This window comes from Enterocloster clostridioformis, assembly GCF_020297485.1.
GTDB lineage: Bacteria > Bacillota > Clostridia > Lachnospirales > Lachnospiraceae > Enterocloster > Enterocloster clostridioformis.
Window position 1 is genome coordinate 2353258 of sequence record NZ_JAIWZC010000001.1, and the last position, 18066, is coordinate 2371323.

The window sequence follows — 18066 nt, forward strand, 5'->3', positions numbered from 1 at the left end:
AATTTGCAGATACTGATTATTACCTACTTACTTTTAAAACGTCTATTCTTTTCATGTTAAGTTACTGTCTTGGCCTATATTTAAACGTTGTATTGAAAGACTTACATTAAAAGCTGCCGCTCCTGCCCAATTTGACTTCCGCCCAGGCAGTCCCGCCGAAACTCCTCCTCTGTTTTTATAAACAGGTTGTCATTATTGTCTGTATCCCAGAACCCAATATAAATCTCACCCTTCTCCGTCCGAATAGGCCGGTAAAACAGTTCTTCTCCCCAGCCACTATCCGCCATCGCCTTCCACTCTTCCATCACTGCCGCCAATTCCCGATCATTTAATTCTCCGTAAGTTCGTACTGTAAGCACACCCCAAAGGCTGCCGGCATATGCTTCTACATCTGGCATCATGGATACAACCCGTTTTTTAAGCAGTTCAGAATATAGATATTCTGCCAGCCCCTTCTCGAGGCAGTTTTTTAAGCTGGCCTGGATCTTTTCCCGGATCATGCTTTCATACGAGAGAAGCTCCTCCCCGCTTAAAAGCTCCGGCACAAAGGATTCACTTTCATTCCAATAGGCAGTTACAGCCAATGAATTGTACAGACGGAACTCCTGAACAGACGGGCTCATTTCCTGTATCGGATGTCCCTTGCAAATCAACGTGCCAAATGTTGTCTCCACCGGCCCGTTTTCTTTCATTTTCTGCAAACCATATTCCTGGAGACGGACATATGGTTCCAGCTCCTTCTCGATGTAAATCTGATGTAGATTCAACAGATACTTCGCATAGCTCTCCACAGACAACTTCTGAACTGAAAGGAACTCATAGTCCTTATAATTACGGATAATCCGACACGCTGCGTCTGCATCCCTTGGAACCTCCGCTTCTAGTGAAGCCAGAAGTTTCTTTCTCGACACAGTGGATTTATCTGCCAGGTTCTGTATCTCCATTGCAATCTGGTTCAGCTCCCTAAATGTGAGCCTTGGAGGTAAGAACTGATCCAACTCCCAGATATTGCTGAGATAATCTGCCTCCTCATCACCATCATATGTTCTGCACTTCTCCTCCAGAGCCTCCAGCTGTTTCTCCGTCATAGGGAAGTAAAAACAGCTCTTTTCCGAATACCTCTTATCAAATGCCAGATACACTCGGAATACGGCTGATCCAGGCTGCACCACTTCCGGATTCTGCTTCGTTCCCACTGCTGGTTTTGGCGCCTTGATTCTTGTGACGAGTCCCTCATCTGTCAACCGCTCACTGGCTTTCATATTCAAACGGCCATATGCTTCATAATCAAAATAGCCGGTCAATTCCACCGGTAGCGTTCTTCCCTCCCGCTCAAACAGATAATACCCACACTGTTCCAGGGATTTTATCTCTGGATGGCATTCGTACTGGTCTAAATGGTCCATTGCCTCCACAATCCGCAGCAAGGAATCCGGCTTTTCATTCTGCAGTACAGTCTCGAATACAGCCCGCTCCTGTTCCGACCAGGAACCAAGCTCTGCGGCAAGGTAGTTTAACTGCCCCAGGTTTGAATCCTGAAACACAAATTCTCCAATTAACAGATGAGCCAGACCAGCCACCGGCGCTTTCACATCCCCTATGAATGGAATCATTCTGGAAGGATGATACCCGGCCAATTCCTTCTGGACCTGCTCTGCCTGTTCCTCCGAGGCCGGCAGCTTCATCCAGATTCCGCCATCCCAGTTTTCACGCTTCACAAACACTTCCATTTAAGCCCTGCTCCCTTCCTCATTCCTTCTATAATTTATATATGGTTCCGATGATTTAAGTAAGGATATTACTCGGCAGCACTCCCACCTGTTCATTCTGCCCCTGGGATTCTCCTTCCTTCTGTCCCTGAACTAGTATAACTCGATTTTAATAAGTTTACATTATTATCCTGAAAACCAAGGGAAACGTGCGCCCAAAGCACGGACACGTAAGCCAAGAAATCAGATTACTACCAATGCTTAAATTGTAAACTTATTTAAATCGAGTTATACTAGTTCTTCCGACTGAAACAGGGACAGATATCCATTGACCGCCTCCGCTATCTTCTGGTAGTCCTCCTCTTCCATCTCACAATTCCACCAGACAGAATCCTTATACGATCTCAGTTCTGGCCCTGCCATCCGTTCCCCTTCCGTTTCTTGTTTCAGACCGGTCACATCACTGATTAAAAACTTCATCTGATCCACCAGTCCATTTGTTCGCTCCAGCACAGAGACGGTAAGACGGGTATATCCACTGTCCAGGAAGCCCTGTCCCAGCTCAATCTTACCTCTAAGATTCTCATCCAGTCTCCCATAGCAGGCTTTCCCCACATAGTGCATATCCTGCATTGCAATCCGCCCATCAAACATCTTTTTCAACTCTTCTGATACCATTCTGCTGTTCCTCCGCTTCTATCGTTCCTTTACCGCTCTGTAATGCCAACAATAAAACCCCCAGCTGTGATAGAAATATCACACTATGTCTGGGGACTTTATTCTTACCACTGTCAGGATCCCGGCAGGCAGGAACCCGTTGATTCTGCCGCCGGCCTTAGTCATAATCGTTGATTCTCTGTGTCATTACAATCCCTGAGTGGAACTGGATTTCAATCTTATCTTCGCTGATTACCTTGATACCCTTAATCAGCCGTCTGACCAGTTCATCGTCAAACTGGCGTTTTAGGTAGTTGGTCTTTTGGATATACTGGCCCATGCCTTCCACTCTCTGGTCGTAAGCTTCGGCCAGCTGTTTTTCCCGGATTAGCTCTGTTCTTTTTTTCTTGAGAGCCCGGATCTGGTCCGCGATCTCCCGGTACGCCCGGTCGAATTCCTCGTCGGCGCTCTCTGTTTTGGCGCTGTCCTCAATTAGGGCCAGCATCTGTTTCTGCAGCGCATCGATCTTCTCATCATATTCGGTCGGTTCCACGTTATCCGAGTAGCTGCCCAGGATCCGGATGACATTATCCCGGAAGGCATCGATAAACTCCCCTTCATCCTTTACCACGGAGTTGACGGCCTCCATAATCGCTTCATGGAGCGTCTTTTCTTCCAGGCTTGGGGAATGCTTGCACTTCTTGGTTCCGCTCTTCAAGCGGCTGTAACAGCGCCACACCGGCTTCTTTGTCCCGCCGTTCACCCAGACCTGCCTACGGTAAGGCTGTCCGCACTCCTTACAGTACATGATGTCAGCCAGCACATACTTGGAACTGTATTTTCCCCGGATGGTGGTTCCCTTCTTGTTTGCCGGACGATAAACATTCGCCCGGCGGGCCCGTTCCTCCTGTACCTGGTAAAACAGTTCCCGAGGGATAATCGCTTCATGGTTGCCTTCGATGTAAAACTGCGGTACGATTCCTTTATTGACCGCCCTCTTCTTTTCCAGGAAATCCACGGTATAGGTTTTTTGCAGCAGCGCATCTCCCATATATTTTTCATTCATCAGCATCTTGGAAATCACCGTGGCATGCCATACGGTGTTTCCTGTCACAGTCCGGATTCCTTCTTTTGTAAATGTCTCTGCAATTTTGTTAATGCTGTTTCCTTCCAGGTATAATCGGAAGATCCTGCGGACCAGCTTTGCCTCATCTGGCACAATGACCAGATTTCCTTCTTCATCTTTGGTGTATCCCAGAAATTTATTGTGATTTACATACACCACTCCGTTTTCAAACTGCCTCACATACCCCCAGTGGACATTTTCACTCAAATTCCGGCTTTCCTCCTGGGCCTGGCTGCTTAAAATGGTGATCAGCATTTCCCCGCCATCCCCCAGGGTATTGATGTTCTCCTTTTCAAAATACACGGCGATATTCTTTGCCTTTAATTTTCGGATATGGGTAAGGGAGTCTACCGTGTTCCTGGCAAAGCGGCTGATGGATTTTGTGATGACCATATCAATTTTTCCTGCCATACAGTCATCAATCATTGCTTGAAAGTCATTCCGCTTACGGGTCATGGTGGCGCTCTTCCCGTCATCTGCATAGATTCCTGCAAACCCCCATTCCGGGTTGCTGTTGATTTTTTCTGTATAATAATTCACCTGTGCTTCATAGCTGGTCTCCTGCTGTTCCTGCAAGGTACTGACCCGGCAGTAGGCGGCTACCCGCAGCCGCTTATATTGGGCCCTTGTATCACGGCTGTATTCCGGATTGGCTGGAATTACAGAGATGTTTTTCTTTACAACGGTTTCTGTTCTGGCCCGTCTCATCCGGTTTCCTCCCTTCTGCTGCTTCTCGGATAGGAAGCTCGATTTTTACACCATTCATTAATTCAAATTCGAACCGTCTGTCCTTGTGAACGGTAATCCGATGTATCGTTGCCTTAAAAAGTTCACTATTAAATTCTTTTTGGAGTGGGTTTTCTTCCAGGACTGTTTTCAGTTTTTCTGTCTGGTAATTCTGGTACTGAATTCTGGACACCCGGTACTGTAATCTGGCCCGCTCATAAATCAGCCGTACCATCTCCTCGGATGGATACTCCGGCTTTTCCTCCAATTCCTGCAGCTTTCTGGTCAGTTCTGCCACCTCACGGCTATATGGCAGGCCCTGCACGATGGTTTCCGGCTCTATTTGGAACCTCCCATCCTTCACCCCTCTCATCAGTTCCATAAATGCTTGGATGATCTGACTGTCTACCAGGAATATGTTCCGGCAGCACACCCTATTTTCATTTATGTAGTGCTTACATTTCCAGACGATTTTTTCTCCCGGCTGTCCGCAGTGCTCCACGTACCGGCGGTAGGGCTGCCCGCAGACTCCACAGACCAGACTGCCTGCGAACATAGAGCGATTTCCGAAGCTGTTAGGCTGCATGACGCGCCCCAACTCTCTGCTCTTTTCTTTCCTGCGATCCTGTACCTGGGTGAACAGTTTCGGTTCTATGATTGTTGGGTAGAATTCGTCTCCCAGATACTTTCGATTCTCCAGGATTTTTCCGACCGTCCCATGATTCCACACCGGCTTATGATTTGCATTGAGCACCCCCTGCTCCGTAAGTTTTCTCGCAATCTGATACAGGGAGGCTCCTTCTGAATACTCCTGGAAGATTCCTTTTATAATCTCTGCCTGTTCTGGATCAATTACTATTTTTCCTCCCGCCATCCGATACCCCAGCGGCATATGGCGTTGTCCCATACTTAGCTCACCTCCTGTTCATTTTCTTCCAGTTCCAGACCATTCTTCAGACGGAATACCAGCCGGCGTCCGGGTAGCACCGTGATATGGTCTACCAGCAGCAGGAACAACTCCTCGTCATATGCCTCCAGAATGGCAGGACGATTGCGGAAGGCGCTTATCAGATATTCGGTCTGGGATATCTCCCATTCAAAGGCTTTCTGCCCCTGTAGCTGCCGCAGCCGCCTCCGGTCCGCTTCCAGCTGTGCCTCAATCTGGTTCTGTCTCTCAATAAAAATGGCAGAGCTTATGCTGCCTTCGGTTAATAACCTGCCCAGCCTGTAGCCCTGCCGTTTTAGTTCCTGAATATTCTGTTCTATCTCCTGCATTTCCCGGTCTTGCTCTGGGTTGCCCTGGATTGCCTTCAGCGCCGCCAGCATGGGGATCAGGATCTCCTCATAATTGCTGGCAAGCCGGTTCCAAAGCGTAAGAAATGCAGCCTGGATGACGTCCTCGCGGACTGCCTTCTGGCTGCATTTCTTACTGTCTTTAATATGCTGGTAGCAACACCACTGGATTTTTTCATATGGCTTTCCGATATAGATTTTCTGCCTGCGAAATTTTGTCCCACACTCCCCGCAGAGAATCCGACTGCTGAATGCATACCGGTTCTGATATACTTCTGTATAAACAGTATCCTCACGCTTTAAAACAAGGCCACTTGCACAGTAATCACCTTTGTGGTCTGCAAAATAGGAATCCCGGATGCGTTCAAAATCCAGCATAGGGTACAGTACCTCTGGTATCTCAATCTGTTTTCCCCTGCGTAACAGCTCTGCTGCAATTCGCCCCGGATCACTGATATCCTCCAACAGATCATAGGAATCCAGGTTATAGGAAAGATTGATGATCTCCTTCAGCGTTCCAGGCGTTTCCAATTTAAGCGCCACGGAAAAAATATCCTGCCCTTTCCTTGTCATATGCCGCAGCCGCGAACCCAGGAAGTCCAGTTCCTTCCGCATCGTCTCATCTCCGTAATCCATCCCTGTAATCATCTCTGACAGCGGCTGAACCGGGGAAACCAGAGAACGGACCGTCACTGGCTGATTCCCGTTTTTCCCCTCGTCCAGTATCTTTTTGGCAGCCTCAAAGTCTGAAGCCGACATTGGAATCCCCATTTGCCCGGAAACTACATCCCCATAACCAATCCGGATTTCTAACATTCTACTTCCTCCTCATTTAAGACAGTCCCTACCCCATGCCGGCTGATTAAGACCGCATGGATAATCAGACGCAGCAGCCCGTCATGGAACAGTTCCGGATCTCCCAATTCCGATAAAGACACATAAGGTTTTCCGGTACATAATTCCTTCGCCACACAGAACGTTGCGTAGCTGTCTAAATCTGCCCCGCGAAGGCGGAATCGGCTGTAGTCAATCGTGTGCTCCTGCACAAATGGCCCGGCCTTTTCCCACAGCTTCTCCTCACTGCTCAATAGAAACACGGCCGCTGCAAATCCCGGTTCCGTCACAAGCCCCGGATATAAACCGCAGCGCATGAGCGCCCGAAACCGCCGCCTGTGTTCCACACTTTTAAAAAACATAATTCCTTTCTCCCCTTCCTCCTGGAGCTTCCCTACCCGGACCGTCAGGGCCGATCCCGGCAGCTCCTCTGCCAACAATCTGAGTAAAATCTGATAGAATGCAGGAGGCATTTCCTCATCCACTGCGGTATACAGACGGCCGTCCATACCCTGTTCTTTTTCTGCTCTCCACACATTGACATACCGGCAGCTTCCAACTCCCGCTGTCTCCCCAGCCTGCCGGCTCCGGATGACTCCGCTTCTACGCGGCCCAAACCCTGGCACCTGCTGCATTTCCCGCTCCAGCTCTGCGATTGAAGTCCCTTTCATAAATCTTACAGTCATGGTTCTCCGTCCTTTCTTTCAAATCGTTGGGTTTTTGACATAAAAAAAGCAGCTATGCCCTTATTTTAAAAGACATAACTGCGGTTCCACGGTATCACTGGACACCAGCACTTTCCTATCAAAGTCCGGCTGATTATTTTTTCAGTTCCTCTCTCTAATGGAATACCATGGATTCCAATTCATTCAGCCACCCCATATCCATCTCTTCTGCTTTTGAACTGATTCCTTCCATACGGTATCCCAGTTCTTCCAGTCTGCCTTTTACTGCTTCATTGACATCCCAATCAGACCATCCTCCTCGCCTTCCCATGCAGGATGAGACGGGTGTTCACCCTGTTGCTGAATCTCATCTGTCTTTTGTGCAGACACCGCGTCCAGAAAACCTCCCAGCCGATTCGGAACATAATCAGACAGCCAAGCGCCCCCAAACGTCTCATGGCTCTTAATTCTCCATATCGCCAGCTTTCCAAAATCAAGTTTCACGTCCTCAAATGGAAACAGAAGGTTGGTCAATCCCTCATTACGAAATGACTTCACATTTTTAAACTTTGTCCCCTCCAATAAAATGCCTTCCTGTGTTAACAGTTCATTGATTCCGTCTACCCACTCCTGCGCATCCCCTCCACAGCCCTGGAGGATCAGTCCTTCCTGATTTGTCATTCTGCGTAACTCATCGGTTGTGATCTGCATGAAATTCCTCCTTCTTTTTTCTTATCTATATAAAAAAGGCCAGCCACTTTTTGATCTGGCTGACCTGGAATTTTTATTCGATGGCCTTTTCTTTTACATCTCCAATACTGGGGCCAGCTGATTCTCCATGCTCTGACAATGCTCGGCCACCAAATCATTCAGCTCCTCTATGGAACCATACTCCGGTAACCAATCCCACAGCGCTGGCACCCTGCACTGGATGGCTAACTGTTTACATTCGCTCCAGTTTGAAATTCCCATAGCGCTCTTGAGCGCATCCATTTTACTTTCGGTTGCCGGAAGGGTCAATGTATAGTTATCATAAGGATTCCCTTTATAGATCCATACTTTAAAACTACAAGTCTGTTTGAAATCCGGATCTGGTAACTCATTCCCTCCATAGATAGGCTCCAGTTCTTCCTGACTCCCACTGGTATAGCCAAATGCATGAAACATACCACCGTGTTTTTTTATATAATCTGTTACAATCCCTTCATAATTAGATCTGGCTGCCTGCTCCTCCATAGCCATATCAGCATTTCCCTTCAGCAGATGTTCCCCTAATTTTGCTTCTGTTGTCACCCCCGGCAAATATCTGAATTTATCCATGTTGCAGGAAAGATTGATTATATCTTGGAGTGTCTCCGGTTTCATCATCTCAATCACGGTTCCGAATACCGCCTCGTCCTGGCTGTCCATCCATTTCACACGATAGGCCAGGTAGTTCAGTTCCTCTAATCTTTTTTCTGACACCGGAACCTCATACAGGTACTGGCGCAGATTTGGAATGGACGATTCCACATAGGCGGTAGCTGTTTCCAATGGAACTGTATCCGTTCCATTCAGAAGAAAATAGGCTTCTCTCATTTCTTCGATCGTAGCCGGCAGGCTTATTCCTACACCAGGGCTTACTGTCTGGCTCAAATAAATCTTAAACATCTAAATTCCCCTCTCTGTCTCTTCACATATAGACGTTTCTATTTTTGATACTCTATTAAAAAAGGCCCGCCATTTTTTGATCTGGCTGACCTGAAATTTTACCTCATATCCTCTTTTACCCGTCTCACATCTATGAAAAGGCCAAAAAATCGAGGTCAAAAACGGCCATTTTTTGCCCGATTTTTTCCTCGATTTTTCGCCAAAAACCACTATATCTTGTGGTAAGCTCCCTCTATTTTCCTTCCAAACCACAATTCCGCATCATTATTACCACCTCGACATTCCCGGTCCCCGGAAACATATCCACCCCACAAACCTTCTCCACCCTATATCCTCTGTCCTGCAGCACCGCCAAATCTCTGACCAAACTGGTAGGTTTACAGGATATATATACAATCCGGTCCACCCCGAAATCAATGATTTTTCCCAATGCCTTAGGATGTATTCCATCCCTGGGCGGATCCACTACAATCAGATCGGGCTTATCCTGGAGTTCATCTATCACTTTGAGCACATCGCCAGCCAAAAACTCGCAGTTCTCCAGTCCATTGAGTTCGGCGTTTACCTTGGCTGACCTGACGGCTTCTTCTACAATCTCAACGCCCACCACCTTTTTAGCCACAGACGCCAGTATCTGTGCAATGGTTCCGGTTCCGCTGTATAGATCGAATACCACTCTGTCCTTTGTATCGCCTACAAATCCCCGTACTGTATCGTACAGAATCTCCGCGCCAAGGGAATTTGTCTGAAAGAAAGAGAAGGGCGAGATACGAAAACGCAGTCCCAGCAGTTCTTCGTAAAAGTAATCCTGACCGTAAAGGATGTGGGTCGCGTCGCTCTGCACCACATCTGCCAGGGAGTCATTCTCTGTGTGAAGAATTCCCGCCAGCCTGCCATCCAGAGGAAGGCCAGCCAGCTTTTCCGTCCACTTTGACAGCGCCTCTTCCTCTGTCCTTTCGCCCAGATACTCCCGCTGTGTGCTGGTCACCAGGTCTACCAGAATTTCCCCTGTCTTTACCGCCCTTCGGACCAGCAGATGGCGAAGATAACCCTGGTGCTGTAATTTCTTATAGAAAGTAATCCCCAGCTCCTCAAAATATTCTTTGGTGGCCACCAATATCCTGCAGAAATCCGGATGTACAATCCGGCACTCAGGAGTGGTTACGATATCGTAAAAGCTCCCCCTCTTGTGCATTCCCAATGCCAGGGGGCCATCCTTTACCTCATCTCCAAAGGAAAACTCCATTTTATTGCGGTATCCTGATGAGTTGGGGCTGGCCTTGATTCCCTGAAACTCGTAGGTGCCGTCCTCTACCACGCTGTCCAGCAGGGATTTTACCTGCTCTTTTTTTATTTTTAACTGTTCTTCGTAGGGCAGGCTCTGGTAAATGCAGCCGCCGCATATCCCAAAATGCGGACATGCCTCCTCCGGCCTTTCTGCCGGTGAATGCTCCAGTATCTCCAAGGTTCTGGCCTCTGACTTTCCCTTTCTGCGCTTGGTGATAACACACTGAATTTTCTGGCCTGGTATGGCATTCTTTATCACCACTCTCTCGCCATCTATATGCAGGATACCCTTATTCGGGAATTCGATTTTTTCCACTATTCCTTCGTAAATATCGCCTTTTCTCATAAAAACTCTCATTCCTTTCGCTTCGCTTAGGCACAAAACAGTTATGAAATAGCAAGTTTGTGCTTCCACTATTTTATTTTTGATGTTAAACTCTCCTCAGACAGATACACTACAGAGCACGGAGGAGGAAGTAGAATCGGTTCCTCCATTTGGGATCAAGTCCGCATAAAAACATGTGTCGGCTGTCTTCTCAAGCACAAACCAGTGACGCCTTGAGCTCGTAACCTAATCATTGTCAAAGCAATTCCTTAGGTCTTTCTTTGCTGGACAGCCAGTCAATGTCTGTCTATTTTACTTAGGAGGGCTGTTTTATGTTATCTATCAAACACTTTGTCTGCTGTGGCATGGACGTTCACAAGAAATTTGTTGTCGCTACCATTGCTCTGACAGACTACAGGGGCGCTACTTCTTATGTTAAAAAGCGGTTCGCCACCTTCAATTCCGATCTTAATTCTTTGAAAAAATGGCTTCTTTCTTTCAATTGCACTGAGATCTGCCTCGAATCCACTGGTAAATACTGGATTCCAATTTTTAATATCCTGGAGGATTCCTGTCACGTTGTCGTTGCTAACCCCAAGTATGTCAGGGCTATCAAAGGACAGAAAACCGATGACAAAGACTCCGCCTGGATTGCGGATCTGTTTAAATTTGATATTGTTCCTTCCAGTTATATCCCCTGTAAGGAAATTCGCATGCTTCGGGAATTGTTCCGATACCGGCAGAAACTGATTGGCCACCGCAGCAGTGAGAAAAACCGGTTACAGAATGCTCTTACGGTTTCCAACATTGCCCTTGCATCCGTCCTCTCAGATACCTTTGGAAAATCAGCGACCGCCATCGTTGACTATATCCTGACCTGTGAGGTATTTGACCCCGAATACTGTAAATCCCTGCTTCTTAAAAAAGCAAAGGACAAGGCAGATGATGTTGTAACCTCCATAATCGGTTATGAACTGCGCCGTGACCAATCCGTTAAGATTAAGGTCTGCAGAAAGCATTTCGATGAAATCAATGAGTGCGTCTCCACTCTCGAAGAAACGATTTCCGACCTGGCTAAACCTTACCATAAATTTATCGAATTGGCTACTACAATTCCTGGAATTACAGAGCAGTCTGCCACCTTTATCATTGCTGAAATCGGGGTGGATATGGCGGTATTCAAATCCTCAAAACGTTTGTGCTCCTGGGCTGGGCTGGCTCCTGAAAATAACGAAAGTGCCGGTAAAAAGAAGAGCGTCCATGTTTCAAGAGCCGGGGTGTACTTAAAGCCTCTGCTGGTTCAGTGTGCAAATGCTGCCATCAAGAGTAAAAACCCTTACTTCAGATACAAATATGACCGTATAAAAAAACGTCGTGGTCATAAACGGGCAATCATTGCCATTGCACGCATGGTGTTGACTTGCATTTACCACATGTTCCAAAAGCAGGAGGTATTTAATCCTGCCGATACGGATTATTCCGCTATTCCTGAAGAAATGTACCGGAAATTTCAGGAACAGTATGACAGAAATGCCATCAAACGTTTAGAGAAACGAGGCTATATGATTACTCCTCCTGCTATGGCCTGATACCCTTTATTCCATAGGATCCTTTGGGGCGGCAGTTTACTGGTGCTCTTGTTAAGTTACGATTTTTTTTGATTTTTTCTTTCAACCTATTTCTCCGTTCTGTCCGCCGTTTAGGCATTTTTCTTGTGGTTCATTTTGCCGTATCATTATATCATGCAATAGGGCTCACATCAAGCCGGCCCCAAAAGGACCTCCACTTCCTACAGAATCGAGTAGGGAGATTTTCTCTCCCCTCTCACACCGTACATGCCGTTTGGCATACGGCGGTTCAACATAACTTCAAAGCATGATGTTCCATGTAATAATCATTACAGCTGACCAGTCCTGCCAGTGTCAGTTTTTCTTTTGAAATTGCCCTGACAACACATGTTTTGGTCACAACCCACTGGTATTGGTCTCCACAGTATACCGTTGCTCGTGCAAGGTCTTTTCCTACTCCAAGCTGCTGCACTCTCACCTCAAACGCTGTTGATTTTCTTCTTTCTGCCAGCTTCTTTCACGTCCTTTTAAATTTCTGTACGGAATCCTTGAGAGGTTTGCATTTCCATTCCTTTGTCTTTGTATCTTTATAAAATCCAAATCCGAGATATTTGAGGTTACTTGGTCTTGTTATGTGTGTCTTTTCAGCATTTACATTCAATCCGAGTTTTCTCTCTTTCCAGTCCGTTATCGAATATATGACTCGCTTGGCACTCGCTTCGCTTCTTACTGCTATTACACAGTCGTCAGCATACCTCACGAAGCGTAATCCTCGCTTCTCCAACTCTTTGTCCAGTTCGTTCAGCATTATTGGCGACAATAGTGGCGAAAGATTACCCCCACCCCCCCACATATGGGGTTCCTCGTTCCGTTTTCACGTACCTGCCCTGCACCATTACGCCTGCTTTCAGATATTTTCGTATCAGCGATTCTGCGTCTCCGTCGTTGATAATGTTATGAACAAGGCTCATCCGTTTATCTCGGGGCACGTTATCGAAGAATTCCTCTAAGTCAATATTAAGAAATACGAGCATCTCCCTTATTGCCATTTCACAACTCCTGTTCGGACGGAATCCGCAGCTGTGCTCTGAAAACAGCGGCTTGCACATAGAGCTGATTACCTGTATTATACCTTACTGGCCTTTTTTTGATGGGGTGGTAAAACTCCTTTCTGATTTGCTCTCTGATACTGTGCAGTTCTTGCGGATATATCCGGCAAGTTCTTCAATCTCCATGCCGTCTACGCCGCTTGCGCCTTTGTTGGCACGGACTTTCTTATACGCTTTGTTCATGCTCCTCTTGTCCGGTATCTTTTCCAACAACTCCGTCATACTCTGTGTGCTTCACTTCTCTCCGCTCCCTGATTTGTCCTATGTTCATGCGTTTACGGCTCTTATACGTTTCGCCTACATCCGCTTGTCAGATACTCACAGGTACATACATTCGTTCACACTGTTACATTGTTCAGACCTTCGGCAGATGTTTCCACCTGTCTACTATGGCTTCTGCTGACTTCTCACAGTTCGTTGTTACTACGGCTAATGAGACCCGCCCGTGAGACCTCACGGGATAAGTCCGTGTTCTTTCCTCGTCTGCCCTCTTGATTTACGCCCATGGTTTACGGCTGCCTTTAAGGCTTCGTTATCTTAGGCTAACTTACACGCCAATGAACGCCTTAATATCAAGCTTCTGTTCGTAGGGCTACGATTTCTCTATCCCTTCCTCTCGTCCACGCCTCGCGCTGTGAACCTTGGGAGTCGCTATATAGTTCGTTGACAGCTACGCCTAAGTGGACTTTCACCACAGAACACGGGCATGCCCGTCATACCCAAAAAGGACCGCCACTTCCCGCGGCGGTCCAAACAACTATCCTTTTTATCATTCTTCAGTGTATCTTATAACAGCATTATAGCATTCCCTGTTATTCAGCCTTTTCTGCCTTCTCCTCCGGCTCCTCATCCTCAAAGAAGTCATCGTCAAAGTCATCGTCGAAATCATCCTCAAAATCCTCCAGATAATCCGGAGTAAAGAAACGGTATACAGCGTATGCAATACCTGCCACTGCTGCCACTGCTCCAATGATGGCCAGCACCCAGAGAATGCAGTTCTTTTTCTTCTCGTCCTCTTCTCTCTTGTGAAGCAGTTCATTGATTCTGCTGGAATTCATCAGTTCTTCTACACGGCTTAATGCCTCTTTCCCCATCTGATCAAACCTGTCTCTGTCAAATCTGTTCATTCTACCCACGTCCTTTCTTATATATAAGCACTTCTGCCCTCTTGCTTGTTTTTAATTATTATATCATGGAAGCTCTTGATTTACTATCCCAATTTATTCAAATTTTATCCAATTGTTTCAATCCAATTTTAATTGAAACCCGATCCCGGCGGGAATCCGCTATGCAGATACCGGTTTCCGCCAGGCGTTCCGGACGCTGCCACACCCATCAGACCTTTTTTAGCTTTGCAAAGGATGCAAACATCTTCTTCTGGCCCGCACCGTCGAACACCACGGTGACTTCGTAGTCCTTCCCTCCGTCCCTGATGGACTTCACGGTTCCCTCTCCGAATTTGATGTGCCTGACCCGGTCTCCCTCGCCGTAATCCAGGGATGCTGCCTTCTGTACCGTAAATGCTTTGCCAAATCCCGGATTACCCGCTGGGCTGCCGGCGCCCCGGCCTGACAGAGGCTGGGATGCACCGGATGCATATGCGTTATAACCTTTTCCAAAGGTGCTTGTACGCGTATTCCCTGGGGCCGGCTGGTTCCACGGCAGACCTGCTTCGCCGGAAATACCTGACCTGCCAAATCCACCTGCACCATCCCCATTGTTCCGGCTGCCAAAGCTTCCCAGCACCGGTTCCAGACGCTCCTCCTCCAGCAACTCACCCGGCACTTCCTCCAGGAAACGGCTGGGCTTGCAGTATCTGGTCTCTCCGTTGACCATCCGCTGTCTGGCGCTGGTAATCACCAGCTCATTCTTGGCCCTTGTCATTCCCACATAGCAGAGACGACGCTCCTCCTCCATGTCTGTCTTGTCATCGGAATTTATGGACATCATGCTGGGGAACAGTCCGTCCTCCAGACCTACCAGATACACCTTTGGGAACTCCAGTCCCTTGGCGCTGTGCAGGGTCATGAGGGTGACCCGGTTTTCAGATTCATCCATATTGTCTATATCAGCCACCAGGGCCACCTGCTCCAGGAATTCATCCAGTGTGGGATGCTCGCTGTCCTCCTCGTAGCTCACGGCCTTGTTGACCAGCTCCTCTATGTTCTCCAGCCTGGTCTGGGACTCCACCTCTCCCTCTGCCTCCAGCTCCTGCTGGTAGCCTGTTTCGTCCATAATACCCTCTATCAAATCCTGGATGGTGTAATCCTCTGACTGTGCCCTGGCTCGGAAGCTCTCCATCTGCCCTATGAAGGTTCCGATCTTCTCAGCAACCTTGCCTATGCCCGGAATCTGGCGGGCCTCCCTGAGGGCGTCGTACAGGCTCATGCCATGTTCAGAGGCAAAGATGGTTACCTTCCCCATGGTGGTGGCTCCGATTCCCCGCTTGGGCACATTGATAATGCGCAGCACAGACAAATCATCCACTCCGTTGGCTATAGTCTTTAAATAGGCCAGGATATCCTTGATTTCCTTTCTCTGATAGAAATTCACGCCTCCCACCAGGCGATAGGGTACGTTGTAAAAGATACACCTCTCCTCCAGAAGGCGGGACTGGGCATTGGTGCGGTAAAGCACAGCCTGGTCCTGATAAGCATAGCCGCTGTCCCTTATCTCCCTGGCCACAAAGTCCGCTTCCTCTCTGGCCGTGTCAAATTGTTTAAAACGAATCAAATCCCCCTCGCCATTGGCGGTCCACAGGGTTTTGTCCTTACGTCCCCGGTTGTGGCGTATGACGCCGTTGGCCGCATTCAGTATATTCTGGGTGGAGCGGTAATTCTGCTCCAGCTTAATGACCTTTGCCCCGGGAAATGTCTCCTCGAAGCTCAGAATATTCCCTATATCCGCCCCTCTGAACCGGTAAATGGACTGGTCGTCATCCCCCACCACACACAGGTTCCTGTACTTGGAAGCCAGCAGGCTGATCAGCTTAAACTGGGCCAGGTTGGTGTCCTGATATTCGTCCACCATGATATACTTAAACCGCTCCTGATAGTAATTCAGGATCTCGCTGTTGTTCTGGAACAGCTCCACTGTCTTTACTATGAGGTCGTCGAAGTCCAGGGCATTGTTCTTCCTGAGACGCTTCTGGTACTCCTTATATATCTCCCCAATCCTGCGCTGCCTGAAGTCCTGCCCTGCATTTAACAGGAACTCCTCAGGGCCGATGAGCTTGTCCTTTGCGGAGGATATGGTGCCTAACACGGAACGCTCCTTGAACTGCTTGGTATCCACATCCATGACCTTGAACACCTGCTTCATCAGGGTCTTCTGGTCGTCGCTGTCATAGATGGAAAAATTCGTGGTGTAGCCCAGATACTCTATATGCCTGCGCAGGATGCGCACACAGGTGGAGTGGAAGGTGCTGACCCAAATGCTCTCAGCCCCAAATCCTACCAGCTGGTCCACCCTTTCCCTCATCTCTCCGGCCGCCTTATTGGTAAAGGTGATGGCCAGGATATTCCACGGGTTCACCTGCTTCTCATCAATCAGATATGCCACTCTGTGGGTCAGCACCCTGGTTTTTCCGGAACCGGCTCCTGCTAAAATAAGGAGAGGCCCTTCCGTATGAAGGACCGCCTCCTTCTGCATGGGATTCAATGCATCGTAAATACTCATAAACTATGTACCGCCTTCTTAACTGCAATTATGTTTATTAAGTATACCATTCTGAATCCCATCCTGCAAGACCTGCATTTGGGACGATTGCAGGCGACTGCAGGCGGCAAAATACAATCCTATCTTACAAGCAATCCCCCATACATGCGGCTGGTCCTTGTTCCAGGTTTGATTTCGCCATTGATTGAATAAATATAATCTCCGTTCAGCACCAGGCCTTCCCCGCACGGGGCGTCAAAAGAAACCTCTCCCACAGCGCTCCATGCATTTTCCAGAGCATTTAAAATCAGTAAAGCCACTGCATCCCCGCCGCTGAATACATAAATCCGGCCATCCAACACCTGTGATACGCACTGTGTCCTGGTTTCCTCCCCCTGGCACAGGCGCCAGTTCCACTGTCTCCTTTGTGTCCAGGGCAAACGCATAAAACCTGTTGGATGCCTTGCCGTCCTGTTTGCCTGCACCCACAATCTCATCAAATGTGACTTCTCCTTTTTCATCCGCTTTCACAAGCGTAATTTTATCACCTTTTCCATCCACCGGGCTTCCTCCAATATAATAAATGTGTCTAAGAACCCATGTAAAATAAGGGGAATTTCCCCCTTGTCATCTAGTATAACTCGATTTTAATAAGTTTACATTATTATCCTGAAAACCAAGGGAAACGTGCGCCCAAAGCACGGACACGTAAGCCAAGAAATCAGATTACTACCAATGCTTAAATTGTAAGCTTATTTAAATCGAGTTATACTAGTATTGAATACTATATAATGGATATAGTAATGTGATAAGAATGACAGAGGTGACACATAGATGAAGACAAATGAAGAACGTCTGCAGGACCTGTTTTCCTATCTGGAGAACCTGTCCCATGTCAAGGCGGACGAGATTCCTGATATTGATTTGTACATGGACCAGGTTACCACCTTCATGGACAGCCATTTAAAAGATATGAGACGCCATCCGGGTGATAAAGTCCTGACCAAAACCATGATTAACAACTACGCCAAGAACAACCTCCTTCCTCCTCCGGTGAAGAAGAAGTATTCCAAAGACCACATGCTGATGCTTGTGTTCATATATTACTTCAAAAACCTGCTGTCCTTCAGTGATATTGAAGAACTGTTCCGTCCTATTACGTCGAAGCATTTCTCAGGGCAGACATCCCGGCTGTCCCTGGAAGATATCTATAACGAAGTATTTACTTTGGAAAAGGGCGAGATGAACAATCTGAAGTCTGATGTGGCGGCCAAGTTTGCCCGGGCCCAGGATACATTTTCAGATGCTCCTGTGGATGATGAGGACAGGGAGTACCTGAAGCTGTTTGCCTTTATCTGCGAGCTGTCCTTTGACGTGTATCTGAAGACACAGATGATTGAAATGATTGCGGACCAGCTCAGGGAGGATGCGCCCGCTCCCCGCAAGAAGTAGGCTTCATA

The 18066-nt window shown here is 47.7% G+C and carries 17 protein-coding genes; 2 read left to right on the forward strand and 15 right to left on the reverse strand.

From position 1 onward, the window contains the following. Positions 1 to 101: 101 nt before the first annotated feature. From LA360_RS11975 to rlmD, 9 genes are all read right to left on the reverse strand, one after another. Positions 102 to 1730 (reverse strand): antirestriction protein ArdA, encoded by a 1629-nt coding sequence (locus tag LA360_RS11975; RefSeq protein ID WP_112481987.1) that lies wholly within the window; start codon positions 1728 to 1730, stop codon positions 102 to 104. Positions 1731 to 1997: 267 nt separating this feature from the next. Next, positions 1998 to 2387: a hypothetical protein gene (locus LA360_RS11980; RefSeq protein ID WP_225537518.1), complete on the reverse strand. Its 390-nt coding sequence runs from the start codon at positions 2385 to 2387 to the stop codon at positions 1998 to 2000. Between the two features lie 157 nt (positions 2388 to 2544). Beyond that, the gene (locus LA360_RS11985) at positions 2545 to 4200 is read right to left on the reverse strand and encodes a recombinase family protein (RefSeq protein WP_166433703.1); all 1656 of its coding nucleotides are present in this window, start codon (positions 4198 to 4200) and stop codon (positions 2545 to 2547) included. Then, positions 4124 to 5125: a recombinase family protein gene (locus LA360_RS11990; protein WP_112481988.1), complete on the reverse strand. Its 1002-nt coding sequence runs from the start codon at positions 5123 to 5125 to the stop codon at positions 4124 to 4126. The genes LA360_RS11985 and LA360_RS11990 overlap by 77 nt, the downstream gene beginning before the upstream one ends. A gap of 2 nt (positions 5126 to 5127) precedes the next feature. Next, positions 5128 to 6327 (reverse strand): recombinase zinc ribbon domain-containing protein, encoded by a 1200-nt coding sequence (locus LA360_RS11995; protein WP_225537519.1) that lies wholly within the window; start codon positions 6325 to 6327, stop codon positions 5128 to 5130. After that, complete coding sequence (locus LA360_RS12000) at positions 6321 to 7031, reverse strand: hypothetical protein (RefSeq protein WP_054354536.1); 711 nt, start codon at positions 7029 to 7031, stop codon at positions 6321 to 6323. Before LA360_RS12000 ends, LA360_RS11995 begins: the two co-directional genes overlap by 7 nt. A 261-nt stretch (positions 7032 to 7292) precedes the next feature. Next, the gene (locus LA360_RS12005; protein WP_112481990.1) at positions 7293 to 7721 is read right to left on the reverse strand and encodes a hypothetical protein; all 429 of its coding nucleotides are present in this window, start codon (positions 7719 to 7721) and stop codon (positions 7293 to 7295) included. Positions 7722 to 7814: 93 nt separating this feature from the next. After that, on the reverse strand, positions 7815 to 8660 hold the full coding sequence (locus LA360_RS12010; RefSeq protein WP_092361637.1) for a hypothetical protein: 846 nt from the start codon (positions 8658 to 8660) through the stop codon (positions 7815 to 7817). Positions 8661 to 8892: 232 nt separating this feature from the next. Next, on the reverse strand, positions 8893 to 10293 hold the full coding sequence (gene rlmD / locus LA360_RS12015) for a 23S rRNA (uracil(1939)-C(5))-methyltransferase RlmD (protein ID WP_022200804.1): 1401 nt from the start codon (positions 10291 to 10293) through the stop codon (positions 8893 to 8895). Positions 10294 to 10604: 311 nt separating this feature from the next. Between rlmD and LA360_RS12020 the strand changes: the two genes are divergently transcribed. Beyond that, entirely contained in the window at positions 10605 to 11861 is a 1257-nt protein-coding gene (locus LA360_RS12020; RefSeq protein ID WP_112481992.1) for an IS110 family RNA-guided transposase, read from the forward strand. A 496-nt stretch (positions 11862 to 12357) separates the two neighbouring features. Here LA360_RS12020 and LA360_RS29650 read toward each other — a convergent pair whose 3' ends face one another. From LA360_RS29650 to LA360_RS12045, 6 genes are all read right to left on the reverse strand, one after another. Continuing rightward, the gene (locus tag LA360_RS29650; protein ID WP_022202615.1) at positions 12358 to 12693 is read right to left on the reverse strand and encodes a reverse transcriptase domain-containing protein; all 336 of its coding nucleotides are present in this window, start codon (positions 12691 to 12693) and stop codon (positions 12358 to 12360) included. Beyond that, positions 12674 to 12949 carry a reverse transcriptase domain-containing protein gene (locus LA360_RS29655; protein ID WP_263870224.1) on the reverse strand — a complete coding sequence of 92 codons (276 nt, stop codon included), beginning with the start codon at positions 12947 to 12949 and terminating at the stop codon, positions 12674 to 12676. The genes LA360_RS29650 and LA360_RS29655 overlap by 20 nt, the downstream gene beginning before the upstream one ends. Positions 12950 to 12973: 24 nt before the next feature. After that, positions 12974 to 13171, reverse strand: coding sequence for a hypothetical protein (locus LA360_RS12030; RefSeq protein ID WP_225537521.1), 198 nt, complete (start codon positions 13169 to 13171; stop codon positions 12974 to 12976). 590 nt (positions 13172 to 13761) lie between these two features. After that, complete coding sequence (locus LA360_RS12035; protein ID WP_002588051.1) at positions 13762 to 14076, reverse strand: hypothetical protein; 315 nt, start codon at positions 14074 to 14076, stop codon at positions 13762 to 13764. A 208-nt stretch (positions 14077 to 14284) separates the two neighbouring features. Next, positions 14285 to 16627 carry an ATP-dependent helicase gene (locus tag LA360_RS12040; RefSeq protein WP_057573026.1) on the reverse strand — a complete coding sequence of 781 codons (2343 nt, stop codon included), beginning with the start codon at positions 16625 to 16627 and terminating at the stop codon, positions 14285 to 14287. A gap of 234 nt (positions 16628 to 16861) precedes the next feature. Continuing rightward, a complete protein-coding gene (locus LA360_RS12045; RefSeq protein ID WP_057573027.1) occupies positions 16862 to 17167 on the reverse strand; it encodes a hypothetical protein in 306 nt (101 codons plus the stop codon). Between the two features lie 273 nt (positions 17168 to 17440). On the opposite strand from LA360_RS12045, the gene LA360_RS12050 reads away from it, so the two are divergent. Next, positions 17441 to 18058: a DUF1836 domain-containing protein gene (locus LA360_RS12050; RefSeq protein ID WP_022202104.1), complete on the forward strand. Its 618-nt coding sequence runs from the start codon at positions 17441 to 17443 to the stop codon at positions 18056 to 18058. The last annotated feature ends 8 nt before the right edge of the window (positions 18059 to 18066 follow it).